We start from the raw sequence: 25,573 nt of genomic DNA on the forward strand, positions 1-25,573 counted from the left end.
TTAAGCCACAATGTAAAATAAGATTTAAAAACAGTTTAATACATAAAAGCGCTAAAGGAGTGTCGCCTAATGAGATTCTTAACAGCAGGGGAGTCCCATGGTCCCCAATTAACAGCTATTATTGAAGGGGTACCAAGCCATCTACCCCTAACGCAAGAGGATATCAATCGTCATCTTCAACGTAGACAAAAAGGTCATGGAAGAGGGCGACGGATGCAGATAGAAAAAGATCAAGTTCAAATTAAAAGTGGTGTGAGACACGGTAAAACCACTGGTGCACCGATTACGCTGGTTGTCGAAAACAACGACTGGAAACACTGGACAAAAATTATGGGCGCAGATCCCATTTCAGAAGATGAAGAAAAAGAGATGAAACGTACGATTACTCGTCCTCGCCCAGGGCATGCAGATTTAAACGGTGCGATCAAATACGAGCATCGCGATATGCGAAATGTCTTAGAGCGTTCATCAGCTCGTGAGACGACCATTCGAGTAGCGGTAGGTGCGGTAGCTCAAAAGATCCTAAGTGAATTTGGAATTGAGGTTGCAGGTTATGTCAGAGAAATCGGCGGGATTGTAAGTGAAGCAACGCCAGAAGGATTGTCTGTAAAAGAGATCCTATCTAAAACCGAAGATTCTCCAGTAAGGTGTTTGGATAAAACGGCAGAACAAAAAATGATGAATGCCATTGATGAGGCAAAGAAAAACGGTGACTCCATTGGTGGTGTAGTGGAAGTAGTTGCTACAGGACTTCCATCAGGGCTTGGCTCACACGTTCATTACGACAAGAAGCTTGATGCAAAAATTGCTCAAAGCGTGATGAGTATTAATGCCTTTAAAGGCGTCGAGTTCGGCCTCGGGTTTGAAGCAGCAAGGAAGCCTGGAAGTGAAGTGCATGATGAGATTGCTTATGACAGTGAAAGAGGTTATTACAGGTTATCGAATCGCCTTGGAGGATTTGAAGGCGGAATGACTACAGGAATGCCTGTGGTGGTTAAAGGCGTGATGAAACCTATACCAACCCTTTACAAACCTCTAAGAAGTGTAGATATTGATACAAAAGAGCCGTTTGAAGCGAGTATTGAACGTTCCGATAGTTGCGCTGTACCAGCAGCTGCCGTTGTATGTGAACACGCAGTAAGCTTTGAACTTGCAAAAGGGTTCCTCGAAAAATTTGGTTCTGATTCTATGAACGATGTGAGAAAGGCATACGAAGCGTACTCGAAAAAAGCGAGGGAGTTTTAATGAGCTTGACCTTTGACGTGAGGGCTTCCACCCATTCTTATCCGATTGTCATTGAACCGGGTGTTCGTCATCGGTTAGGAGAACGACTGGTTGATCTTTCAAAAGAATATTCTACTTGTTTAATTATCACCGATTCGAATGTGGCAAACTTGTACCTTGATGAAGTTAAACAATCGTTTAAAGCGAACATTCTTTCCTACACCGTACCTGCAGGGGAAGGGTCGAAAGACATGAAGACCTATGAGCAGGTGTTAAGCTTTGCTCTTGAAAATGGCCTTGACCGAAATTCTCTTATGATTGCTTTAGGTGGAGGTGTGGTCGGTGATTTGGCAGGGTTTGTAGCAGCCACATATATGAGAGGCATAGACTTTGTCCAAGTACCAACAACACTCCTTGCCCACGATAGCAGTGTGGGAGGGAAAACGGGAATTAACCTTCCAGGCGGGAAAAATATGGTTGGAGCCTTTCATGCTCCAAGAGCCGTATTTTTTGATCCAGAAATCTTTTACTCCCTTCCACAAAAGGAGTGGAGATCCGGTCTTGCAGAAGTTCTAAAACATGGACTTATTTATGACTATTCCCTTTTTACATGGATTGAAGAAAACGTTAGGGCGGATGAAATTCCGGATACAAAAATCCTAACACGTATTCTTGAAAGATCGATTAAAGTAAAGAAAACAATCGTTGAAGATGATGAGAAAGAAAAAGGTGTTCGTGCATTCTTAAACTTTGGTCATACCTTAGGCCACGCCATTGAATCCGAAGCAGGTTACGGGAAATGGACCCATGGGGAAGCTGTCGTTATCGGGATGGTCTTCGCATTAAGGTTAAGTGAACGTCGTTTCAATATCAATCTTGATTCAAGAAGAATAGAGGATGTTTTTAAAAAACTTGGCTACAAAACGAACGTTCCTCATACGATGAGTACAAACAGACTAATAGAGAAAATGAAATCTGACAAAAAAGGGAATGCAGGTCGTATTCGATTCGTTTTGCTGGAGGCGTTAGAAAAGCCTTCATTAGAAATTGTTGAAGAAAATGACCTTCAAACCCTGTTGAATACGGAGGGATAAAATGATTCGTGGGATCAGAGGAGCTGCAACAGTAAACGAAAACGAGTCCGAACAAATACTTACTGTAACAAGATCATTAATATCTGACATCGTTAAAAAAAATAACGTGCACCCAGAGGAAATTAGTCATATATGGATTACAGTTAGTCCTGATTTAGACGCAACATTTCCAGCCAGAGCTTTAAGGGACCTTGATGGCTTTGATCGTGTCCCTGTCATGTGTGCTCAGGAGATCCCGGTAGATGGAGGCCTTGAAAAGTGTATCCGAATGATGGTTACAGCCGAAACCGAGCTATCCCAAAGAGAAGTGAAGCACATTTATTCAGGTGAAGCTGTTAAATTACGCCCGGACTTAGTGGACGAATCCAAACCGTTGACAAACGGGTAGGACTTGAGCTAAGATATCAGATAAGTTAGTTAGAAGAGATGAGAGCAACACTAGAGTGCACGACAAGAGACGTTAGAGTAGAGACAAGTTGAGAAGAGATGAGATGGAGCAGAGGAGAGCAGAGCAGAGGATAACGTATTGTCCGTGGGACAAATCTATTTTTTACGTTTACGAACCTCACACCTGCTAGATAAATCTGGCAGGTGTTTTTTGATTGCAAAATAGAACGTACGTTCCTCCCTTACCCTTCATGCTTCAATCATACTTTTTACCAAATCAGAGGTGAGAAACATGATTGAAACGAGCAAATCCACATATTTAACGCAAGCAGAAGTGTATAAAACGATACCTGTTACTGCGCGTTTTGTTTGCGACACCATTACACCTATTCAATTGTTTGAGACATTTACAAAAGAAGCAGCTTACATTCTTGAAAGTCAGGACCCTCTGTCATTATGGAGCGAATATTCCTTTATCGGTCTTGATCCTTTTTTATATCTTGAAGAGAGCAACCAATCGTTTTATTTAAAAGATGAAAAAGGAGTCGTATTAGAAGGTTTTAGTGACTTTACACATGCCTTTGATACGACGTTAAAGAAACTGGGAGTCTCTCCTGATCTACCTGACATCCCCTTCCCGGGTGGAGCTGTAGGTTCATTTGCTTTTGAAGCCATGAGTATGAGCGAAAATAGAGTCGTTCGTGGAGATGAACCGCTCGCTTCTTTTGTATTCTGCAAAACCATTCTTGCCTTTCACCATCAAAAAGAAGAGCTTTCGATCATTCATTTTCAGGCTACCAATAAAAAGGACGGGTATGAAGAAGCTGTAGACCGGATCGATCAGATTGTCAAACGAATGGCCAGCGCCAAATCGAATGGAATTCAACGGTTCTTTAACCATACCGAATCCGGCGTTGAAGATCTTTTCGAAGGGGTCAAATCAAATGTTACAAAACAAAATTTTATTGATAATGTAAAGCGTATAAAAGCTTACATTGAGAGCGGTGACGCTTTTCAAGTGGTTTTATCACAAAGGTTTGAAATAGAAACGACACTTGATGGGTTGGAGTTATACCGGGTTTTAAGGAAGCTGAACCCTTCTCCATACATGTTCTACATTCGAACGTTCAATGAAGAATTGATCGGAAGTTCTCCGGAAAGACTCGTGAAGATCGAAAGCGATAAAACCATTGATATTCATCCGATTGCCGGAACGAGAAAAAGAGGACGAACCGAAGAAGAGGATCAGCAGAATGCGAGAGAGCTATTGGCAGACGAAAAGGAACGAGCTGAACATTTCATGCTTGTAGATCTTGCGAGAAATGATTTGGGTAGGGTTTGTCGCTATGGTTCCATTCACACGACAGAGCTAATGACAGTGACTAAATTCTCTAAAGTCATGCATTTGATTTCAAAAGTTGAAGGGACGCTTAGGGATGACGTGCACCCGATTGAAGCGGTACTAAGTGCACATCCAGCAGGGACAGTAAGTGGAGCACCTAAAATTAGAGCGACCGAGATCATTCAAGAGCTTGAGACGAGCAAGAGAGGAAACTATGCCGGGACGGTTGCCTATTTAAGTTTTAACGGCACCATTGACTCATGTATTGCCATAAGAACGATCCGTCTAAAGGAGAAAAAAGCTTATGTTCAAGCGGGAGCAGGAGTTGTTTATGATTCAGTACCGGAGCTTGAGTGGGAAGAGACGAGAAATAAAGCCAGTGCTTTAATTTCCGCTATCAAACAAGCAAATGCAAGTTTTCAAAGAGAGGAGCAAATGAGATGAGACAGTACATTGAGCGTATTTTTGAACACCGTACCTTAAGTGAAGAAGAGGCTTATAACGTCATGACACAAATGATGGGTGGTGCCATGAGTGACGAACAAGTAAGTGCAGTCTTATCCATTTTGCGTTACAGAGGAGAGACGGTTGAAGAAATGACCGGCTTTGCAAGAGCCATGAAAGATCAAAGCATAAAGATTGAACACAATAAAACACCTCTAATTGATACTTGTGGAACGGGCGGAGACAACACCAACACCTTTAATATCTCAACAGCTGTAGCGATCCTTCTATCAGGAGCAGGTATTTCAGTTGCGAAGCATGGAAATAGAAGTGTTTCTTCAAAAACAGGGAGCGCCGATGTGTTGGAGGCGTTGGGCGTTCCAGTTCAAGCTTCAAAGGAAGAAGCTGAACAAATGCTTGAGGATTTAAATCTATGTTTCATGTTTGCACCCGTATATCACTCTTCTATGAAGCATGTAGCAAAAGCACGCAAGTCACTAGGGGTCAAAACGATCTTCAACTTACTAGGACCTCTTACAAATCCTGCAGGCACGAAACAACAGCTCATTGGCGTGTACGATCAGTCTGTTGCAAAGAAAATGGCACAGACCGCAAAGAATTTAGGAGTTGAAAGAGCTCTTTTTGTTACTGGCGTGGATGGCCTTGATGAGCTTACGATTACAGGGGAGAGCATAATTACAGAATTAAGGAATGGCACAATTTCGTCTTATACCATCACACCTGAATCAGTTGGACTAACAAGAGGAGAGCTTAGCCACATTCAAGTGGAAACGAAAGAGGAAAGTGCCAAGGTTATTTACGACTGCCTAAGAGGATTAGGAAATGAGAGTGCCAGAAATATTATTTTGCTCAATGCAGGAGCGGCTTTTTATACAGCCGGCATAACAGATACGATTAAAGAAGGGGTTCATAAAGCGAGAACGGCGTTAAACAGAGGATACGGCTATACACAGCTTACTCGATTAAATGAACAACCGAGAAGGAGTGCAATGGCATGATATTAGACCGTATTGTAGAAAGAAAACAACAAGAAGTAAGAGAAATGAAGCCCATGTCTCTACAACCGCAGCCGAATCGTCCCTTCTTAGGAAAGCTCAAAGAACCAAACAGAGCCGGTGCGGTGATTGCGGAAGTAAAAAAAGCCAGCCCCTCTAAAGGTGTATTCTCTGAAGCGTTCGATCCTGTAGCCATTGCATTGGCATACGAGCGTGCAGGTGCAGATGCAATATCTGTATTAACGGATCGTGACTTCTTTCAAGGCGATCCGAGCTATATTAAAAAAATCAAAGAAATCGTTGGGCTTCCGGTCCTTAGAAAAGACTTTGTGATTGATAAGAAACAGATCGATGAATCAATCCATCTTGGTGCAGATGCAATTCTACTCATCGCAGCCATTCTTCCTCCCAAAACTTTAGGTGACTTTCACCGGTATGCGAGACAACTAGGGTTGGATGTCTTAGTGGAAGTTCATAGTGAAGAAGAGCTGTTAAATGTCTTAAATGAATGCGAACCGGATTTGGTTGGGATTAATAATCGCAACTTGAAAACCTTCGAAACGTCACTTGAAAAAACAAAAATAGTGGCAAAAAATGTACCGAAAGAGACACTTCTAATCAGTGAAAGTGGTATTCACACGAATGAGGATGTTAAAAGCGTTTTGGAGTATGGAGCAAACGGCATGCTTATTGGTGAATCATTGATGCTTGCTGCAAATAAAGAGAAAAAGCTTGACGAGCTCTTTAAAGGAGTTGTCCCTCGTGAAACTTAAGTTTTGCGGAATTACAACCAAAGAAGATTTTTCAAAAGCTGCAAAATCAAAAGCGGATTACCTTGGTGTGATCTTTGCTGAAAGTAAAAGGAAGGTGACACCTCATCAAGTCGCCTCATGGCTACAGCACACACAGTTGAATGAAGACCAATATGTTTTCGGTGTTTTCGTTAATCAGTCAGTAGAAGACATTGTGCATACGGTTGAAAGTACAGGAATAACAGCTGTTCAATGTCACGGAAACGAGGCACCGGAAGTGTTGCAACAAATCAAAGCGAAGACCGGTGTGAAAGTATTTAAAACCATTCACCATAAGGAAGGTGCTTTTGAAAAGATCGATGAATACTCACATATAGCTGACGGTTTTGTGATTGATACAAAAGTAGAAGGTGCATGGGGAGGGACCGGTACATCCTTTGATTGGAATACGGTTCCTATATACATGGAAGAGGCGTCAAAAGTTGAGAAAGAATGTCTGGTTGCAGGTGGGATCACACCTGAAAATGTGGACGAATTGATCCGTTTTAATCCTGGAGGAGTCGATATCAGTTCGGGAATTGAAACGAATGGGAGAAAGGATGAGGATAAAATGGCACGAACAGAAGAGAAAGTAAAAAAAACGTACCAATATCCTGATGAATTCGGGCGGTTCGGAGATTTTGGCGGTAAATACGTACCTGAAACTTTGATGAATGCATTAGAAGAATTAGAATCGGCATATAACGAGATTAAAGAAGATGATCAATTCTTTGAAGCTCTTCATAAAGAATGGGAAACGTTTAGCGGGAGACCTACTGCCATGACGTACGCGGAAAACCTGACTGAGAAATTAGGCGGAGCGCGAATCTACCTAAAACGTGAAGACTTAAACCACACAGGTGCCCATAAAATCAACAATGCTATCGCTCAAGCGATGTTGGCGAAACGTATGGGAAAAACAAAAATCATTGCAGAAACTGGAGCAGGACAGCACGGTGTAGCAACAGCTACAGCGGCTGCGCGCTTTGGTCTTACATGCAAAGTATTCATGGGAAAAGAGGATATGAGGCGGCAGGAGTTAAACGTGTTTCGAATGGAACTGCTTGGTGCTGAAGTGATCGAAGTGACAAGTGGCAGTCAAACGTTAAAGGATGCCACAAACGAAGCGATTCGCCATTGGGTTACGAACGTGGAAGATACGTACTACTTGATTGGTTCAGCTGTAGGGCCCCACCCATATCCAATGATGGTGAGAGACTTTCAAAGTGTGATCGGTCGAGAGAGTAAAGAACAAATGAAAGAACTTATAGGACGCTTGCCAGATGAAATTGTCGCATGTGTAGGTGGAGGGAGCAATGCTATTGGCATGTTTCATCCGTTTATAGACGATCCCGTTTCCCTGACTGGAGTAGAAGCTGCGGGAAAAGGTACAAAAACCAACGCTCACGCAGCTACTTTAACAAAAGGAACGAGGGGCGTTCTTCACGGATCTCTATCTTATTTACTACAAGATGATGGTGGCAATGTCACAGAACCTTATTCCATCTCTGCAGGACTGGATTATCCGGGGATTGGTCCTGAGCATGCACATCATAAAGATACGAAGAGGGTCAACTATGTAGCTGTCACCGACGAGGAAGCAATGGGGGCTCTAGAGCTTCTTAGTGTAACAGAAGGCATTCTTCCCGCAATCGAATCAGCCCATGCCCTAGCTTCTGTGGTAAAACAAGCACCTGAAATGGAGAGAAACCAAACCATTCTCGTATGTTTGTCCGGTCGTGGGGATAAAGACGTTCATACCATTAAATCTTATGCAGAAGGGGGTAAATCATAAGATGACACAGTTAACAGATGTACGTTTTCAACAAAGAAAGAATTTATTCATTCCATACATTATGGCTGGGGACCCGACGCCTGAGGCTACCATTGACGTTGCCCTCTCTTTACAAGAGGCGGGAGCCGATATTTTAGAATGGGGGGTTCCATACAGTGACCCGCTAGCCGACGGACCGGTCATTGAGCAAGCAGCGAATCGAGCGATAGAAAAAGGAATGACGATTACTAAGGCGATCGAACTGGTAAAAGAAGCGAGGTCTAGAGGACTAACGGTACCGGTTGTATTGTTTACGTATGTGAACCCGGTTCTCCGGGTAGGAGAAGAGGAGCTTGTAAAAAAATTAAGTGACGCACAAATTGATGGGTTGCTCATTCCTGATCTTCCAATGGAAGAGAGCGCTAACCTACGCCGTTTGACAAAAGAAAAAGAGATTGCGCTGATCTCCCTCATCGCTCCTACATCGAAAAAGAGGGTAGAGGCAATTGCCAAACAAAGTGAAGGCTTTTTGTATTTGGTCAGTTCTCTTGGTGTAACAGGTACGAGAGAAACCTTTGAAACAGACTTACAAGAACTAATAGATGATGTAAAAAGGGTCACCCGTACTCCAGTTGCCGTTGGTTTCGGCATTTCAAAAAAAGAACACGTAAAGAAATTTCATTCCATTGCCGATGGAGCTGTTGTCGGAAGTGCTATCGTTCGCTTTTTGCACGAAAGAAGAGCACAACTCACTGGTGCTGATAAAGAAATCGCCCTTCAAGAGTTAAAAGAGTTTGTAGAAGAGCTCATTTCGTAATAACATAGAAAGATAGAATGAAGCGATGGAGTGATGACAATGGAAGTAAAACAAACGTTAAGAGGATTGACCCCATATCAGCCTGGGAAACCTGTAGATGAAGTTAAGAGAGAGCTAGGGCTTGAAAAAGTCGTCAAGCTGGCATCGAATGAAAATCCATACGGTTGCTCCCCACTTGCTAAAAAAGCAATTGAAGACGTTTTGAGTGATGTAGCTGTTTATCCTGACGGTTACGCACAGAAGTTGCGTACAAAAGTAGCGAATCGGTTAGAAGTAAATGAAAAACAGCTACTATTCGGTAACGGGTCGGATGAAGTGATTCTCATTTTATGTCGAGCCTTACTCTCAAAGGGAGACAATATTGTCACAGCTACCCCTACTTTTCCACAATATAGACACAATGCGATTATCGAAGGAGCGGAAGTGAAAGAGGTTCCACTCGTAAACGGGGAACACGATCTAGATAAGATGAGAGAAGCGATTGACGAGCGAACCAAAATCGTTTTTGTTTGTAACCCAAACAACCCAACAGGTAATTCGATTGGAGAGAAGCCTTTCTTAGATTTTTTGAAATCTGTACCTGAAGATGTCGTCGTTGTGAGTGATGAGGCCTATAAAGAGTACGTGACAGCCGAAGATTACCCTGAAACAGTACCATTGTTAAAGGAATATTCGAATTTACTTATCCTTCGCACATTTTCAAAAGCATACGGACTCGCTTCTCTTAGAATCGGTTATGGTGTAGGGAACGAAGCGTTTATGCAATCTCTTGATCCTGCAAGAGAACCATTTAATACGTCTGCCATTGCTCAATCAGCAGCCTACTATGCTCTGGACGACGATGATTTCCTTTTGGAGTGCAAACAAAAAAATCGAGAAGGCATTCGCATGTTCGAGCAATTTTGTGACGAACATAACCTTCACTATTACCCGAGTCAGGGGAATTTTGTGTTGCTCGACTTGAACGTGTCAGGATCTGTCACGTTTGATCGACTCATTAGAGCAGGTTACATCGTTCGAAACGGTGAAGCCCTTGGTTTTCCAACGAGTGTAAGAATTACGGTCGGTTCAAAAGAACAAAACGAGGAAATCATTAACGAATTAACGAAACTTGTGTCCGGCAGATAGAACAAAGGAGAAGGGAACCATGAGTAAACAGCTATTTGTGATTGGGTTAGGCCTTATTGGAGGTTCTCTTGCCCTTGCTATAAAAAAGAATCATCCTGATACGCATGTACTTGGGTACGATTTGAATGAGAATGTTACAAAAGCAGCCAAGTCCTTAGGTGTAATAAATGAAGCTGCAGCCTCAATAGAAAAAGGAGCAACACAGGCAGATCTGATTGTTATTGCCGCTCCGGTAACGCAAACCATTGAGATTGTGGGAGAACTGGCTAACCTAACGTTAAAGAACGGCGCAATTATAACTGACGTGGGTAGTACAAAAAAAGCCATATGCGAGGCGTCGCACGTGTTTAATCAGACGAATGTGCATTTTGTGGGAGGACATCCCATGGCCGGCTCCCATAAATCCGGTGTGGAAGCAGCTAAAAGTCATCTGTTTGAGAATGCTTACTACATCTTGACACCTCTGGAAGGAACAGATGAAAGAGCTGTCATTCAGCTTCAAAACTGGTTAAAAGGGACAGAGGCGAGGTTTATTCAGCTATCACCGGAGTCCCATGATTTTTATGCCGGTATGGTCAGTCACTTCCCTCATATTGTTGCATCTGGTCTTGTTCATCAATTAAAAGAAGAAGGTGAAAAAGAACCGGTACTAAACGAGTTGGCAGCTGGGGGCTTTCGAGATATTACCCGAATCGCGTCCTCATCTCCGGTGATGTGGAGAGATATTCTTTTGTCCAACCGAGGCGTTCTTCTTGAATTGATTGAAAAGTGGCAAGAAGAAATGACGCGGGTAAAAGAGTACATAGAGCAAAGGGATGCCGATAAGCTTTTTGATTTTTTCCATATCGCCAAAGAATCTCGCGATGCATTGCCCGTAAGAAAGAAAGGGGCCATTCCTTCTTTTTACGACTTATATGTAGATGTTCCCGATCACCCCGGTGTCATCTCAGATGTAACAGCCCTTTTAGCCAAAAAACAAATCAGTATCACAAACATTCGAATTCTTGAAACCCGTGAAGATATTATGGGTGTACTAAGGTTGAGTTTTAGATCTGAGAAAGATCAGCTCTTAGCTAAACATGTTCTAATAGACAACTTATACGAAGCTTATGAATCCCAATAGAGAGGAGTAATCCGATTGACTACAGAAACAGTGAAAAAAGCAGCAAACGGACTCAATGGTACTGTTACCATTCCTGGTGACAAATCGATCTCTCATCGATCCATTTTGTTTTCTTCAATTGCAAAAGGTACATCAAGGATTTCAGGCTTTTTAAAAGGGCAGGATTGCTTAAGTACGATTGCTTGCATGAAGCAAATGGGTGTAAAAATTGAAGAAACCGACGATACCATTACCGTTTATGGGAGGGGTTTTGAGGGACTCCAGGAGCCGGAAAGGGTCCTAGATGTGGGCAATTCCGGAACGACCATTCGTTTGTTGACTGGATTACTCTCCGGAACGTCGTTTTATAGCGTATTAGAAGGGGACGACTCCATTGCAAAGAGACCTATGTCTAGGGTAACAAAGCCTTTAAAAGAAATGGGAGCGTTAATTGATGGCAGAGAAGAAGGGAACTTAACTCCTATCTCGGTTAGAGGAAGTGAGTTGACAGGGATTGATTATACTTCTCCAGTCGCCAGCGCACAAGTGAAATCAGCGATTCTTTTAGCCGGTCTTAGAGCGAGTGGCGTAACCGTCGTGAGAGAGCCAAGCGTTTCAAGAGACCACACTGAACGAATGCTTAACGCTTTTGGAGTACACGTAGAGCAGGACCCGCACAAAGGGGAGGTTAAAGTTGAAGGTGGAGCTGAACTTACCGCTCGAGATGTAGAGGTACCTGGTGACATCAGCTCCGCGGCTTTCTTTTTAGTTGCTGCATGTATGACACCAAACAGCAGTTTGGAACTTAAAAATGTAGGTATTAATCCAACGAGAACCGGAATTCTGGATGTTCTAGAAGCAATGGGTGCTTCTTTGGAGATTTATAACGAACGAACGGAAACTGGAGAGCCGGTAGCTGACATTCGGGTAACATATAGCCAATTAAAGGGCACTGAAATCGGTGGCGAGTTGATTCCTCGCCTAATCGATGAAATTCCTGCCATCGCTGTTCTTGCTACTCAGGCAAATGGAACAACGGTCATTAAGGATGCAGCGGAGCTAAAAGTAAAAGAAACGAATCGTATTGACACGATGGTAAATCAACTTAAAACGCTCGGAGCGCAAATAGAGGCTACGGATGATGGGATGATCATTCAAGGAGGCACGCCTTTACTTGGTGGACGAGTATCGAGCTTCCATGACCATCGAGTGGGAATGAGCCTTGCTTTGTGCGGTCTGTTGAGCGACACCCCAGTTGTGGTCGATGAGGCAGAAGCTGTTGATGTTTCCTATCCTGGGTTCTTCCAAGAACTGTATCGTCTGAAGTGAATGATAAAAGATCTATTCCATACTTTAAGGGTTGATTTAAAAGGTATCTATGCCTTTTGAATCACCCTTTTTTAATGTCACCTATACAGGAACTATGCATATTTCCGCGAAAAAACCCCTACATGTACGTAAAGGATATCATTTATAATTAAACACACTGTTTGACACACCTGTCACATCGGCTAAAATGGTAAGAGACCTATAGATTGAAAAGAGAGTGATAATAATGAACGAAACACTTGAACAAGCCATCGAGCTTATTGAAAGTGGTAAGCATGAAGAAGGGCTGAATAAAGTAAAAAAAGCCTTTGAAACAGCAGACGATGAAACGAAGCGGACAATAGCAGAACTTTACTTTGAGCTAGGCTTGGTTGATCGCGCAATCGAGGTAGTTGAAGATTTGATGTTTCGTTACCCTGATCATGGAGAGCTATTTGCATTTGCTGCAGAATGTTATATTGACTCAGGCAAAGAAGATGAAGCGATGGAGATGCTTTTGGAAGTACATGAGGATGACCCGGTGTATGCACAGTCCCAGCTTCTCTTAGCAGATCTTTATGAGAATCAAGGCTTAGATGAAGTGGCTGAACAAAAGCTGTTGCAAGCCATCAATAAAGCGGCTGACGAGCCTATCCTTCAATATGGATTAGGGGAATTCTATTTAAATAGAGGAGATTACAATAAGAGCATACCTTACTACAAAAAAGCGATTCATGACGACCAGCTACCTGATGATGACCAGATCAACCCTTCTCTTCGCCTTGGTGAAGCGTATAGTGCAACAGGTCAGTTTGAAGAAGCTCTTTCAAATTATAAAAAAGGTTTGGAAAAGAAAGTGGACCCGGACGGTCTTTTTGGCTATGCCTATACAGCACTTCAAATGAAGGACTATGAGTTAGCAGTAGAGCAATTCGAGCGTTTAAAAGTGCTTGATCCATCGTATACAACCCTTTATCCTTATCTGTCTACAGCTTACCGACACCTTTCTCAAACAGATAAAGCTTTAGACGTAATCAATGAGGGGATAGCTAGAGATGAGTTTAATGAAAGCTTGTATCTTGAAGCGGCAAGGATACAATTCTCAAAAGGGTTAAACGAAGAAGGGAGAACGTTCCTGCAAAAGGTCATTGCAATCAATCCTTCAAATGTGGAAGCGGTAAAAGAACTCATTCTCTACTTCGAAAACACCGATAGCTATGATGAACTCCTTGAACTCGTATCCTTCTTGGAAGATTATCAAGAAACTGATCCATTGTTCGATCGGTACAAAGGAAAGGCTCTTTACGAAAATGACCGTGTTACTGAAGCGGCAGACGCTTACGAAAAAGCCATTCTCGCATATGGGGATGATCCTGAAATCCTTGAAGAAGCAGCATTTGCTATGCTTGAAGCGGGACGAAGAGAAAAAGGAATGGATTTGCTGAGGAAGATTATCCAAATTGACCCGCAAAGGCAAGACATTAAAGAACGATTGGAACAGTTACTAGAAAAATAGTAATAGAGTGAACCCCTTCTTCTCATACTAAGAGTATACGTGAAGAAGGGGTTGTTATTATGAATGTCATGGAAGTGTTACTTCAATTACCTCAGCAGTCACTATCTGAAATCCTTTATCACATAGAAGGTGAAAAAGAACGGTCCAGACAGCGGTGTGTAGAGAGAGTTATTAGGTCCATTACGGATGTAAGTAACCGTACGAAGTCTTTAAATAAGCTCGATCGTTGCGGAAAACAACTCGTTATTTTTACTAGTCAAAGTATACATATAGAGTGGCAATATCATGAATTGGTAGGCCTGGTTACGAAGTCGGAAAAAGAGAACGTTCCTAGGTCCATTTCCATCCTTGAGCGTGAAGGGTGGCTTTTTCCAACAACAAAAGGTAAGTGGACGATACCAGATGAGCTAAAAAAAATCGTAACAATGCTTTTGAAAAAGAGTAGTCAAGATGACATTGTCTATATCCCCAACACAGAGGTGAAAGAAGATTTGACGATTCTTTTCGACCTGTATTCGTTTATGGATGAGGTCAGTGAGAAGAAGTTCGTTCTTACAAATCAACAAACAATAGGAAAACTTCAATTAAAAAGCTTGTTGAAGAAAATGGAATACAAAGAAGAGGTGCCAAATGAGCAATGGCGGTTTGGCTACGGTCGTCACTTCTATCATTACCCTGATCGTTTTTCACTTATTTACAGCTTTGCATTCACAAACGGTTGGATCAAAGAGGAAGACGTACTGGTAGTAACAAAAGAGTGGAGCAAAGCTGAAGAGTTAAGTACATCCCAATTTATGAAAAGGTTCATACTTGCATATATTAAAGAATACAGTCGCGCTATACCACAGCTACCTTACCTATTAAAGTTGATTCGACTTTATCTCAATCGACAGGAAAAAGCATTGGAAAAGGATGCGCTTGTGTCACTTATTACGCCTTATGTTGATTCTTATTACTATGATGATGCACGTCAAATCGTTGAAAAAAGAATTCTAGCCATGCTCGTTCACTTGGACCTACTATTAGAGAAGAGGATTGGAGATGAGGTTTATTATACCTTGTCGAACGATCGGTTAACTGAAGCGGACTGGCTGATGATGTAAAAAACGAGAGGAATTTTCTCTCGTTTTTTTTCTTAGCTTCCGTTCCCATTTTAATTTCGGCCGTTCCAACATGATCAATGTTTGTTCATTGCCATCATACTAAAAGAACATTAAGGGTTTAAAATGAATGGATTCCGGTAAGTGCAAAAAATCTTTTAAAAATATTCTTCATTAAAAGGATTTTTCGAATTTGTAACGAATATAAACATTTATAGAAACGGTTACATTTTTTCAGAACTCCAAATAACAATAGCAATTCATGATTGAGGAGGGGTGAAGATGAATAATACTGTTCCGGTCATGGAGAAACGTGACTTCTTAAAGTGGTTTCTCGATCAATATCAGTTGAAGCGTCGTGAATGTGCTTGGTTGTTGAACTTCTTGATGAGCGATGACATATTAATGGAACGCGTCCACTTTGTTGAACAAGCCGATTACTGTCCGAAAGCGTTAATGATTTCTACGAACGATGTTGATTCTGTCCCTTTTGCTTTTCACAAAAACCAACATGTTACTATGGATGCAGAAAAGTCATTTCACGACATCAGATTAAACCGAAATGAAGAGATTTTCATTCAACTTAATTTTAAAGACAAGCAAATGACGCCCCAGTATGTTGCCGTACTTGAGGAGAACCCCTACTTGCCAGTGAATGAAGAGGAAACCAATATCCATCAATTGATGGCTGAGATGGTTTTGGAGCAATCCATAAGAAATGAAAGAATTAAGGCTATCCAAGGTGAAATTGACCAAGCTCTTCTAAATGGGGACGAAGAACGATTTCACACACTTGCAAATGAATACAAACGATTAAAAGCCCTTAACGTGTAAGGGCTTTTCTTTTGTGTTAAAATGAGTTTTGAAAGTTGGTAAGAATAGGGTTACGTAAGAATACAAAAGCTACGAACATAAGGAGTTGTCATTTTGTGAAGTGGACCACTAGCGACATTGACATGTATTTGAAAGCAAAAGAATATGTAGACACCGCCATTATCCCTCTTATACCACTAGACTGGGAAAAGGATCAAAAAGGGGCTGTATCAAAAGGAGAGTTTTCTTCCATCTTAATAGAAGAGATGGAAAAGCAGTTTAAAGGAAGGCTCTTTCAACTTCCTCCATTTACATATTTAATCTCAGAACATAATGAAAGTAAGATTGCTCGTCTAAAAGAATGGGATCGTCACTTTTTCGACAATGGTTTTAAACATATCATTTATGTTACTTGTGATGGAGACTGGAAGCGAGTAGAGCAACAAATTCCTGATCTCTTAATTTGGGTACCGGCTCTTCCATTAGAAAACTTAGACCCCGGATATGCCAAGGAGATGATAACAGGTCAAATGAAACAACTCCTACCTCTAATCACGGACAAGTGGCAGTCGGAGCCGAAAGAAAGAAATTCATAAACACATTGTCTGATTCTGTTGACTTTTCATGAATTTTTAAGCTATCATTATAATGTCTTAGTATGATATTTGTGTGTTTAAATGGCAGCTTTAGAGATCATAGGAGCGAGGAGGGAAAGTCGTGAGTGAAAAAGAACACAAAGTGTCGAGACGTCAATTTTTGACGTATACACTAACAGGTGTAGGCGGTTTCATGGCAGCTGGTATGCTTATGCCGATGGCTCGCTTTGCTTTGGATCCTGCATTACAAGCAGGTGGAGATACGGATTTTATAAGAGTAACTTCGGTGGATGACCTTACAGAGGAGCCGCAACGATTCAACTTTACAATCGAGCAAGAAGACGCCTGGTATACGTCCGATGTTGATCGAGTGGCTTGGGTCTACAGAGAAGGTGATGAGATTGTAGCTCTTTCACCTGTTTGCACTCACTTAGGCTGTACAGTGAACTGGGAAGGTAATGAAGATTACCCTGAGCAATTCTATTGCCCATGTCACTTTGGCCGGTTCGAAAAAGACGGAACAAACGTTCCTAACACGCCACCAACACGTCCATTAGACGTTTACGAAATGGAAATTCGTGATGGCGATCTTTACTTAGGAAGAACAGTGCAACGTTAGGAAGAAGGGGGCGTAGTGAATGTTACAAAAAATCTATGATTGGGTAGATGAGCGGTTAGATATCACCCCCATGTGGCGTGATATTGCCGATCACGAAGTGCCTGAGCACGTAAACCCTGCCCATCATTTTTCAGCATTTGTTTATTGTTTCGGAGGACTGACGTTCTTTGTTACAGTAATTCAAATCCTTTCAGGAATGTTCTTGGCCATGTATTATGTGCCAGACATCGTGAATGCTTATGAATCGGTCTATTACTTACAAAATGAAGTTACCTTTGGTGTTATTGTACGTGGAATGCACCACTGGGGAGCAAGTTTGGTTATCGTAATGATGTTCTTACATACGTTGCGAGTATTCTTTACAGGCTCATACAAAAAGCCACGTGAATTAAACTGGGTTGTCGGAGTTCTCATTTTCTTCGTCATGCTTGGTCTAGGATTTACCGGTTATCTATTACCTTGGGATATGAAAGCATACTTTGCTACAGTCGTAGGTCTTGAGATTGCCGAGGCCGTGCCGGTCGTTGGTACCTTCGCCAAAACACTGTTAGCAGGTGGCGAGATTATTGGAGCACAAACATTGACGCGTTTCTACGCTATTCACGTGTTCTTCTTGCCTGGTGCGCTTCTTGGATTACTTGGAGCTCACTTCTACATGATCCGTAAACAAGGAATTTCCGGTCCATTGTAGGATCCGGTTTGACGCAGAAAAGGAGGGAAATCTATGCATCGCGGGAAAGGTATGAAGTTTGTCGGAGACTCTCGTGTCCCGGCTACAAGGATGCCGAATATTCCAAAAGATTATTCGGAGTATCCACATAAAACAGAAGCATTCTGGCCGAACTTCCTTCTACGTGAGTGGATGGTCGGAGCGGTTTTCTTAATCGGTTATTTATGTTTAACAATTGCCCACCCATCACCGTTGGAGAGGGTTGCGGACCCGAACGATTCAGGTTACATACCGTTACCTGACTGGTACTTCTTGTTTCTTTACCAGTTATTAAAGTATGAGTTCGCTGCCGGTGCCTACACGGTCATTGGTGCAGTAGTAATGCCTGGTATCGCTTTTGGTGCACTACTTCTTGCGCCGTGGTTGGACAACGGTGTTGAGCGTCGCCCACTTCGTCGTCCGATTGCAAGTGCGTTGATGATGCTTGGTATTGTTTCAATTATCTTCTTAACTTGGGAGTCTGTAGACCAGCATGACTGGGAAGCTGCAGCGAGACAAGGTGCGATCGTTGAAGATGTAGAGATCGATGAAAGCTCTGAAGGGTATGAAATCTATATGAGTCAGCAAGCTTGTATAGGCTGTCATGGTGATCAAGGAGAAGGTGGAGCGGCTGGTCCGAACATCTTTGAAAATGATTACGATGCTGAAGACTATGCGGAAATCATTCGAAACGGACAAGGTGAAATGCCAGGTGACCAATTCGATGGTTCCGATGAAGAACTAGAGATCTTGGCAGAGTGGATTGCCAACGATGGTCAAGACGCAGAATAATGAATAATCAAAGTAAAAAGCTGACTGAAGTTATTCAGTCAGCTTTTTTTACATTTATGAAAGAGTAGGGACATTATTCCAAATGACGTCCGGATATACTATAGAGAGGAACGAGGTGAGAAAGTCATGGAGAAAATTTACACGATGCTGGGACAAAGGTGGGCCATTATTTTGCTTCTTATCATTAACATCCCTGGAACAATTTATGGGTACATGTGGTATGAGTCACAATTAGCCAATACACCACCGATTTTCTTACTCTTTGTACCTGATAGCCCCACAGCAAGTCTTTTCTTCGTTATTGTATTAATTGCTTTCTTATTGAAGAAAAACCTTCCTTTATTCGAAGCATTAGCCGCAGTTACTTTGTTCAAGTATGGGGTTTGGGCTGTGGTTATGATTGTGTGGCCTGCCGTGTTAGGTGCTGAATTAAGATGGGATCATTACATGCTAATTGCTTCCCACCTAGGGATGGCCGTGCAAGGTCTCCTTTATGCTCCTTTTTATCGAATAAAACCATGGCATTTAATTTTAGTGGCTGTATGGACGCTACATAATGACGTAATTGATTATATTTATGGCATGCACCCTTATGTATCGAGGTTGATTTTACCCCATTATGAACAGATCGCTTATTTCACTTTTTGGTTAAGTGTTTTATCATTACTCATTGTTTATGTCATGAACAAACAAAAAAAGAGAACCCTTGGATTTTAGGTCTATCAAGTTGTCCCACCTCATAGGATGAATTAGGTAAAAAAGGAGGGACAGGCATGAAAGTAAGAAAAGGGTTTCTCTTGTTGTCTATATTAATATTATGTCTACTTCCGTTTGCAGTCCACGCAGACTCAGGTATAGACCAAGAAGATCGTGAATTGTGGCGTGAGTTAAATAAAACCAGTGATACGATTCTTCAATTTGTAAAAGAGCAAAGATACGACGAAGCCAAACAGCTGCTTAATCACTTTTCACAACAGTTTTTATCGGTTCGTTCTTCAGATTTCGATCTTTCCATGAATGATTTGAGAGTTATTGTTTCATCATATGAACGTGCAGAAGAAGCAACTACAAGTATGAGTATGAGTCATGAAGATCGAGTAAGAACCCTATCTTCATTCAGGTTACTCATAGATGTTTATGATTCAAGCAAGCACCCTTTGTGGAAAGAGACGAAAGATTCAATAGCAGTACCCTTAGAGTCGATGGCAGCTGCACATGAAGATGAAGATAGGAATCTTTATCAGCAACAGCTGAATCGATTCTTGAAGAGCTATGAAGTTGTACGACCTGCATGGCAAGCTACACTAGAGCCTCACGTTTATCAGCGCTTTGACAGTCAAGTTGTCTATGTTGAAAGGAATCGTCATGAACCACGGGCGGCTTCAAATTTGTTAAGTACGATCTCCATTATGCTCAGTGACTTGGACATGATTTTCGGAGATGTTGATCAAGATGCTCAAGATCCATCACTTATATGGGTGATTCTTACGATCGGAGGAGCAATTGTTTTCGCTTTAACCTATGCAGGTTGGAAAAAGTACGAAGGACAGAGTGAAAAGAAAAAAGTGAGAAGAAGGGAGTAATCGCCCTTCTTTTTCCGTTACTTCAAGATCATGTGTCAAAATGCATGTTGATTGACACGTATACGGAGTTTGACTAAAATTGATATTAAGTAAAGAGACATGAAAACGGAGGGACTCATTATGTTTGGAAGTATGGGAGCATTTCTTGTATACTTTGCCATCTTGCTTTTAGTACCTTTATGGGCACAGATGCGTGTGAAATCAGCATTTAAAAAATACTCTCAAGTACCGTCATCTTCTGGTATGTCAGGTGCAGAGGTTGCTAAAAAAATCTTAAATGACAACGGTATTTATGATGTAACCGTAGAACCTGTAAAAGGGAAGTTGACGGATCATTACGATCCACGTTCTAAAACGGTACGCTTATCCGAAAGCAACTACTATGGTAATTCCGTAGCTGGTGCGGCTGTAGCTGCTCACGAAGTAGGTCATGCGATACAGGATGCTGAAGACTATGCATTTCTTCGTTTCCGTCATGCCCTCGTTCCAGTAGCAAGTCTCGGATCTAACTTCAGTTTTATCCTAATTTTAGCCGGAGTGTTCCTTACCCAGGCAAACCTGTTATTAGCCGGTATCGTTCTTATGAGTTTCGCCGTTTTGTTCCAGCTTGTTACACTACCTGTGGAGTTTAATGCTTCAAGCAGGGCGATGGATCAAGTGATTTCAGTAGGCGTTATTCGTAATGACGAAGAAAAGCAGACGAAGAAAGTATTAAATGCTGCTGCGTTAACCTATGTAGCTGGTGCTGTAGTTGCAGTTCTCGAGCTAGTGCGTTTTATCTTAATGTACTTTGTCATGAGAGACGAATAAAAAACAAAACCTCTTGTCCAACTGGGCAAGAGGTTTTTTAGATGGGTTGTCCATATGAATCTCAACGTGACGCTAGTAGGGTTAGATCCCCAAAGGACGTTTGTTTTCGTCTAAAGTAAAACCTTCACCCATCACATCTTGCACGTCTGTTAAAGTAACAAAGGCGTGAGGGTCCACTTTATCAATAAGGGTTTTTAAACGAACCATTTCGTTTCTCCCAATCACACAATATAATACTTCTTTATCCGTACCCGTAAAGCTTCCTTTTCCTTTTAGGAGTGTAGCCCCACGATCCATTTCAAGCATAATTTGGGCGGAAATTTCAGGGGCTTTTTCAGAGATAATCATGGCTGCTTTTCCAGAATAAGCGCCTTGTTGCATAAAATCAATCACTTTAGCTGCAATAAATACAGCCAACAAAGTGTACATTGCTTCTCTGTAATTTAAATAAATAAGTGAACCTGTAATAACGATCGCATCAAAGATGAACATCGTTTTTCCCATACTCCAGCCTAGGTATTTAAAACCGAGTCTTGCAATGATGTCGACACCGCCAGTTGTTCCGCCGTATCTGAATACGATCCCTAATCCAACTCCAATAAATACACCGGCAAAAAGGGCAGCCAGTGTCATATCATCATCCAAAGGAATGGAGAAAAACGTATAACGTTGAAAGATGAATAGAAAAATAGAGACACCAACGGTTCCTATGAGTGTATAGATAAAGGCATTTCGTCCTAGTATCTTCCATCCTATAATGAATAGGGGAATATTCAATGCTAGGTTGGAAAAAGCCGGGTCGATGGATAAGATGAAGTATAAGATCAATGTGATACCCGTAAACCCTCCATCAGCAAGGTTGTTTTCCATGTTGAAGTAAACAAGTCCAAAACTCATAATGGCTGTTCCAAATAAAATGGCAAGAATGTTTTTGAGTTTGATTTCATGAATCATAAGCGTGTACCTCCAAAGCTTGTAAGACTTGCTTAATTATATATCTATAGTAAAGCGCGGGCAATCCTCTTTTCTCCTAGATATGATATAGTTTTAACTAGTCTTATCCATATCGATTCATTTGTAAATGTGTCTATGATCCGCTACGATAAGCAGTAAGTATAGATATAAGAGGTGCTATATGGAAAAAAACAAAAAAACGATTACTCAAATGCAATCAGAAGTTGATGAATACATTTCTCAGTTTAAAGAAGGCTACTTTTCTCCTCTTGCCATGATGGCGAGACTGACGGAAGAAATGGGTGAACTTGCAAGAGAAGTAAACCATCATTATGGTGAGAAACCAAAAAAGAATTCGGAAGAAGAAAAGACGATTGAACAAGAGATCGGTGACATTCTGTTTGTACTCACGTGCCTTGCTAATTCTCTCGATGTAGACATGGAAGAGGCGCACGATCTTGTTATGCACAAATTCAATACGCGGGACAAGGACCGCTGGACTAAAATAGACAGTAAGGAGAATGAATCATGACACGAATTGTAATTGCAGGGCCAAGAGGGAACATGGGAAGAGAAGCAGTAACAATGGTTACTGAAACAGAGGAATTCGAACTTGTAGGTGTGATTGACAGAAAACATGACGGTATGAATATGAATGATGTTGACGGTTATCCACAGCTGGATGTTCCAATCTTTTCTGATGCAGAAGAATGTTTTCAAAAAGTAGAGCCTGACGTATTAATCGACCTTACTAACCCTCAGACAGGCAAGGTACATATGAAGCAAGCCCTTTTAAATGGTGTAAGACCCGTAATCGGTACGACAGGATTTACCGATGATGATGTAGAAGAGCTTAGCAAGCTTGCCGAAGAAAAAGAGCTCGGCGCTATCATTGCCCCGAACTTTGCCATTGGTGCAATTTTAATGATGAAGTTCTCTCAAATGGCAGCCAAGTACATGCCCGATGTAGAAATTATTGAACAACACCATGATAAAAAGCTTGATGCACCGTCCGGAACAGCTGTGAAAACGGCTCAGTTGATTAGTGAAGTAAGAGAATCCAAAGAGCAAGGTCATCCTGAGGAAGAGGAAACCCTTAGAGGAGCCAGAGGTGCGGACTTTGAAGGAATGCGAATCCATAGTGTGCGATTACCTGGTCTGGTTGCTCACCAAGAAGTCATTTTTGGCGGGGAAGGACAAGCGTTAAAAATTCGTCACGATTCCATGAACCGACGTTCTTTCATGCCGGGCGTAAAGCTTGCTTGTGAAGCGGCTATGAAGATGAATGTACTCGTATATGGACTTGAGCACATTATCGAGTAGGGTAACGAAAAGCTACGGGAGAGAAAATGAATAATACAAACATAACCGCGAATAAAAAGGGGAGAGTCTGTTGAACATCGCACTTATTGCACACGATAAAAAGAAAGCCGAAATGGTACAATTCACTATTGCTTTTGAAGGGGTTTTAAATCAACATCAACTGTACTCCACGGGTACAACAGGTAAACGAATTATGGAGGAGACTTCTCTTTCTATCCATCGTTTTCAAAGCGGTCCTCTAGGTGGGGATCAACAAATCGGAGCGTTGATCGCAAAAAATGACATGGACCTGGTTCTCTTTTTTAAAGACCCCCTTACAGCTCAGCCTCACGAACCGGACGTGACAGCCTTAATTCGTCTTTGTGATGTATATAAAATTCCTTTAGCTACTAATATGGCAACAGGAGAGGTTCTCTTAAAAGGGCTAGAACGGGGAGACTTTGAATGGCGAAAAGTTGTTCAAGAAAAGGGCGGCGGTAAGAGTGAGTAAGTCCATCGATTTATTGGCATTCGGTGCCCATCCTGATGATGTTGAAATTGGAATGGGAGGTACTTTGTCGCTTCATTCAAAGAAAGGTTACACGAGTACGATCGTGAACTTGACCAAAGCGGAGCTCTCCTCAAACGGTACAGTGGAAAAGCGACAGGAAGAGTCGGACGAAGCAGCGAAACGGCTAGGCGTGACGTCTGTTGTACAACTTGACTTTCCTGACAGAGGTTTGATGGTTGACAAAGAGAAGGTTATAAAAAAAATAACGGAACTCATAAGAACCTACCGCCCAAAGGTCGTCTTTGCTCCGAATACGAAGGACAGACATCCGGACCATATACATACTGGGGAGCTTGTTAAAGAAGCGGTTTTTAATGCAGGGATATATAAATACAACGAGCAGTCAGGTAAACCTCATAAACCGACTTCTCTTTATTTTTATCAAATCAACGGATTTATCGACCCTGACTTCGTCGTTGATATAACCGGTCATATTGAGCAAAAACTATACGCGTTACAGGCATTCGAAAGTCAATTCGAAACAACTGCCGATACCATAGCCACACCACTTACGGATGGCTACATCGAGAGGATCAAAGCACGAGAGCAGGTGATTGGTCAAATCATCGGTGCAGAGTACGGGGAGGGGTTTAAAGTGTCCCGTCCATTAGCCATGACAGATTTAGTGAAAGAGGAACAAACATGATGAAAAGAAAAATTGGAATCACTTGCTATCCAACTGTAGGAGGATCAGGTGTAGTCGCGACTGAATTAGGAAAAAGCCTGGCTGAAAGGGGTCATGAAGTACATTTCATCACTTCCAGCCTGCCTTTTCGTTTGGAGAATGTGAATGCAAACATTTACTTTCATGAAGTTGAAGTCAATCAGTATTCCGTGTTTCGTTACCCTCCGTATGACTTGGCTCTTGCAAGTAAAATGGCGGAGGTGGCAAAACGTGAAGAACTGGATATTTTGCACGTCCACTACGCTATCCCTCATGCCATTAGTGCTCATTTGGCAAAGGAAATGGTTGGTGGGTCGCTGAAAGTTGTGACAACTCTCCATGGAACGGACATTACCGTTCTCGGATACGATCCATCTCTAACGGACATGATCCGTTTTGGTATTGAGCGTTCTGATACTGTTACTGCCGTATCGGATGATCTTGTCAGACAAACACATGACCTTTTAGGCACAAAAAAACAAATAGACACAGTTTATAATTTCATCGATCATCGGGTGTATTATCCAAAAAGCAACCACGACTTAAAGGAAGAATACGGAATTTCTGCTGAAGAAAAGGTGATTGTTCACGTATCAAACTTCCGGAAAGTGAAACGTGTACCTGATGTGGTCAAAAGCTTCGCAAAAATTAAAGAGCAGCTACCGGCGAAGTTGCTTTTAATTGGAGATGGACCTGAACATAGGGTAGTTTGTGAACTCGTTAAGGAACTGGGCCTTGAAAACGATGTATTGTTTTTAGGGAACCAAAAACGAGTGGCAGATCTTTTGTCCATGAGCGACCTTAAGCTTCTATTGAGTGAAAAGGAAAGCTTTGGGCTTGTCCTTTTGGAAGCGATGGCTTGCGGAGTTCCTGTTATCGGCTCTCGCATTGGCGGGATACCAGAAGTCATTACAGATGGTGAGTGCGGATATATTTGTGAACTGGGCGACATAGATGAGGTAGCAAGAAAAGCGGTTCAGTTGCTTTCTAACGAAACGTTGCACCGCACAATGGCGAATGAAGCACAGAGAAGAGCGGAGGAAGTGTTTCATCAAAATCGCATCGTTGCCCAGTATGAAGAGGTCTATGAGCGTACACTTAGGCAAGGGTAAGGAGG

At 42.0% G+C, this 25,573-nt stretch carries 27 protein-coding genes; 26 read left to right on the forward strand and 1 reads right to left on the reverse strand.

All coding sequences use genetic code 11. The annotated features are described in order from the left end of the window. Window positions 1-69 precede the first annotated feature (69 nt). The 21 genes from aroC (at window position 70) to G476_RS0107205 (ending at window position 20,965) form a co-directional block, all read left to right on the forward strand. Window positions 70-1,245: a chorismate synthase gene (aroC, locus tag G476_RS0107105; protein ID WP_026689485.1), complete on the forward strand. Its 1,176-nt coding sequence runs from the start codon at window positions 70-72 to the stop codon at window positions 1,243-1,245. Next, window positions 1,245-2,318 (forward strand): 3-dehydroquinate synthase, encoded by a 1,074-nt coding sequence (aroB, locus tag G476_RS0107110; protein ID WP_026689486.1) that lies wholly within the window; start codon window positions 1,245-1,247, stop codon window positions 2,316-2,318. The genes aroC and aroB overlap by 1 nt, the downstream gene beginning before the upstream one ends. Before the next feature lies 1 nt (window position 2,319). Next, window positions 2,320-2,706 carry a chorismate mutase gene (gene aroH, locus G476_RS0107115; protein WP_026689487.1) on the forward strand — a complete coding sequence of 129 codons (387 nt, stop codon included), beginning with the start codon at window positions 2,320-2,322 and terminating at the stop codon, window positions 2,704-2,706. 291 nt (window positions 2,707-2,997) lie between these two features. Then, window positions 2,998-4,491 (forward strand): anthranilate synthase component I family protein, encoded by a 1,494-nt coding sequence (locus G476_RS0107120; RefSeq protein WP_026689488.1) that lies wholly within the window; start codon window positions 2,998-3,000, stop codon window positions 4,489-4,491. Further along, entirely contained in the window at window positions 4,488-5,510 is a 1,023-nt protein-coding gene (trpD, locus tag G476_RS0107125) for an anthranilate phosphoribosyltransferase (RefSeq protein ID WP_035186223.1), read from the forward strand. Before G476_RS0107120 ends, trpD begins: the two co-directional genes overlap by 4 nt. After that, entirely contained in the window at window positions 5,510-6,280 is a 771-nt protein-coding gene (gene trpC, locus G476_RS0107130; RefSeq protein ID WP_026689490.1) for an indole-3-glycerol phosphate synthase TrpC, read from the forward strand. The genes trpD and trpC overlap by 1 nt, the downstream gene beginning before the upstream one ends. After that, window positions 6,270-8,093 carry a tryptophan synthase subunit beta gene (trpB, locus tag G476_RS0107135; protein WP_245579641.1) on the forward strand — a complete coding sequence of 608 codons (1,824 nt, stop codon included), beginning with the start codon at window positions 6,270-6,272 and terminating at the stop codon, window positions 8,091-8,093. The genes trpC and trpB overlap by 11 nt, the downstream gene beginning before the upstream one ends. A gap of 1 nt (window position 8,094) precedes the next feature. Then, on the forward strand, window positions 8,095-8,889 hold the full coding sequence (gene trpA, locus G476_RS0107140) for a tryptophan synthase subunit alpha (RefSeq protein WP_026689492.1): 795 nt from the start codon (window positions 8,095-8,097) through the stop codon (window positions 8,887-8,889). Between the two features lie 39 nt (window positions 8,890-8,928). Next, on the forward strand, window positions 8,929-10,017 hold the full coding sequence (gene hisC, locus G476_RS0107145; RefSeq protein WP_026689493.1) for a histidinol-phosphate transaminase: 1,089 nt from the start codon (window positions 8,929-8,931) through the stop codon (window positions 10,015-10,017). A gap of 19 nt (window positions 10,018-10,036) precedes the next feature. Further along, window positions 10,037-11,140 (forward strand): prephenate dehydrogenase, encoded by a 1,104-nt coding sequence (locus G476_RS0107150; RefSeq protein WP_026689494.1) that lies wholly within the window; start codon window positions 10,037-10,039, stop codon window positions 11,138-11,140. A 15-nt stretch (window positions 11,141-11,155) separates the two neighbouring features. Further along, a complete protein-coding gene (gene aroA, locus G476_RS0107155) occupies window positions 11,156-12,448 on the forward strand; it encodes a 3-phosphoshikimate 1-carboxyvinyltransferase (protein ID WP_026689495.1) in 1,293 nt (430 codons plus the stop codon). 226 nt (window positions 12,449-12,674) lie between these two features. Continuing rightward, on the forward strand, window positions 12,675-13,943 hold the full coding sequence (locus tag G476_RS0107160) for a tetratricopeptide repeat protein (protein ID WP_026689496.1): 1,269 nt from the start codon (window positions 12,675-12,677) through the stop codon (window positions 13,941-13,943). Between the two features lie 59 nt (window positions 13,944-14,002). Next, window positions 14,003-15,046 (forward strand): hypothetical protein, encoded by a 1,044-nt coding sequence (locus G476_RS0107165; RefSeq protein ID WP_026689497.1) that lies wholly within the window; start codon window positions 14,003-14,005, stop codon window positions 15,044-15,046. Window positions 15,047-15,325: 279 nt separating this feature from the next. Beyond that, window positions 15,326-15,877, forward strand: coding sequence for a ReoY family proteolytic degradation factor (locus G476_RS0107170; protein WP_026689498.1), 552 nt, complete (start codon window positions 15,326-15,328; stop codon window positions 15,875-15,877). 95 nt (window positions 15,878-15,972) lie between these two features. Then, complete coding sequence (locus G476_RS0107175; protein WP_026689499.1) at window positions 15,973-16,452, forward strand: YpiF family protein; 480 nt, start codon at window positions 15,973-15,975, stop codon at window positions 16,450-16,452. 121 nt (window positions 16,453-16,573) lie between these two features. Continuing rightward, the gene (locus tag G476_RS0107180; protein WP_026689500.1) at window positions 16,574-17,071 is read left to right on the forward strand and encodes a Rieske (2Fe-2S) protein; all 498 of its coding nucleotides are present in this window, start codon (window positions 16,574-16,576) and stop codon (window positions 17,069-17,071) included. 19 nt (window positions 17,072-17,090) lie between these two features. Continuing rightward, a complete protein-coding gene (gene qcrB, locus G476_RS0107185) occupies window positions 17,091-17,762 on the forward strand; it encodes a menaquinol-cytochrome c reductase cytochrome b subunit (RefSeq protein WP_026689501.1) in 672 nt (223 codons plus the stop codon). A gap of 33 nt (window positions 17,763-17,795) precedes the next feature. Beyond that, the gene (locus G476_RS0107190) at window positions 17,796-18,572 is read left to right on the forward strand and encodes a menaquinol-cytochrome c reductase cytochrome b/c subunit (protein ID WP_026689502.1); all 777 of its coding nucleotides are present in this window, start codon (window positions 17,796-17,798) and stop codon (window positions 18,570-18,572) included. 126 nt (window positions 18,573-18,698) lie between these two features. Continuing rightward, a complete protein-coding gene (gene lhaT, locus G476_RS0107195) occupies window positions 18,699-19,289 on the forward strand; it encodes a lipoprotein heptaprenylglyceryl N-acetyltransferase LhaT (RefSeq protein ID WP_035186225.1) in 591 nt (196 codons plus the stop codon). Window positions 19,290-19,345: 56 nt separating this feature from the next. Beyond that, window positions 19,346-20,155, forward strand: a complete 810-nt coding sequence (locus G476_RS0107200) for a sporulation protein YpjB (protein ID WP_051314691.1) — start codon at window positions 19,346-19,348, stop codon at window positions 20,153-20,155. A 120-nt stretch (window positions 20,156-20,275) separates the two neighbouring features. Then, window positions 20,276-20,965 (forward strand): zinc metallopeptidase, encoded by a 690-nt coding sequence (locus tag G476_RS0107205; protein ID WP_425387214.1) that lies wholly within the window; start codon window positions 20,276-20,278, stop codon window positions 20,963-20,965. An 81-nt stretch (window positions 20,966-21,046) separates the two neighbouring features. Here G476_RS0107205 and G476_RS0107210 read toward each other — a convergent pair whose 3' ends face one another. Then, window positions 21,047-21,919 carry a YitT family protein gene (locus G476_RS0107210; RefSeq protein ID WP_026689506.1) on the reverse strand — a complete coding sequence of 291 codons (873 nt, stop codon included), beginning with the start codon at window positions 21,917-21,919 and terminating at the stop codon, window positions 21,047-21,049. A gap of 181 nt (window positions 21,920-22,100) precedes the next feature. Between G476_RS0107210 and G476_RS0107215 the strand changes: the two genes are divergently transcribed. The 5 genes from G476_RS0107215 (at window position 22,101) to bshA (ending at window position 25,568) form a co-directional block, all read left to right on the forward strand. After that, window positions 22,101-22,451 (forward strand): nucleotide pyrophosphohydrolase, encoded by a 351-nt coding sequence (locus G476_RS0107215; protein WP_026689507.1) that lies wholly within the window; start codon window positions 22,101-22,103, stop codon window positions 22,449-22,451. Then, entirely contained in the window at window positions 22,445-23,242 is a 798-nt protein-coding gene (gene dapB / locus G476_RS0107220; RefSeq protein ID WP_156906531.1) for a 4-hydroxy-tetrahydrodipicolinate reductase, read from the forward strand. Before G476_RS0107215 ends, dapB begins: the two co-directional genes overlap by 7 nt. Before the next feature lie 70 nt (window positions 23,243-23,312). Then, window positions 23,313-23,732 (forward strand): methylglyoxal synthase, encoded by a 420-nt coding sequence (gene mgsA, locus G476_RS0107225; RefSeq protein ID WP_026689509.1) that lies wholly within the window; start codon window positions 23,313-23,315, stop codon window positions 23,730-23,732. Further along, window positions 23,725-24,438, forward strand: a complete 714-nt coding sequence (gene bshB1, locus G476_RS0107230) for a bacillithiol biosynthesis deacetylase BshB1 (RefSeq protein WP_026689510.1) — start codon at window positions 23,725-23,727, stop codon at window positions 24,436-24,438. Before mgsA ends, bshB1 begins: the two co-directional genes overlap by 8 nt. Continuing rightward, window positions 24,438-25,568 carry an N-acetyl-alpha-D-glucosaminyl L-malate synthase BshA gene (gene bshA / locus G476_RS0107235; RefSeq protein ID WP_026689511.1) on the forward strand — a complete coding sequence of 377 codons (1,131 nt, stop codon included), beginning with the start codon at window positions 24,438-24,440 and terminating at the stop codon, window positions 25,566-25,568. The genes bshB1 and bshA overlap by 1 nt, the downstream gene beginning before the upstream one ends. Window positions 25,569-25,573: the final 5 nt, after the last annotated feature.

Source organism: Alteribacter aurantiacus DSM 18675 (assembly GCF_000429705.1).
GTDB classification, from domain to species: domain Bacteria; phylum Bacillota; class Bacilli; order Bacillales; family Salisediminibacteriaceae; genus Alteribacter; species Alteribacter aurantiacus.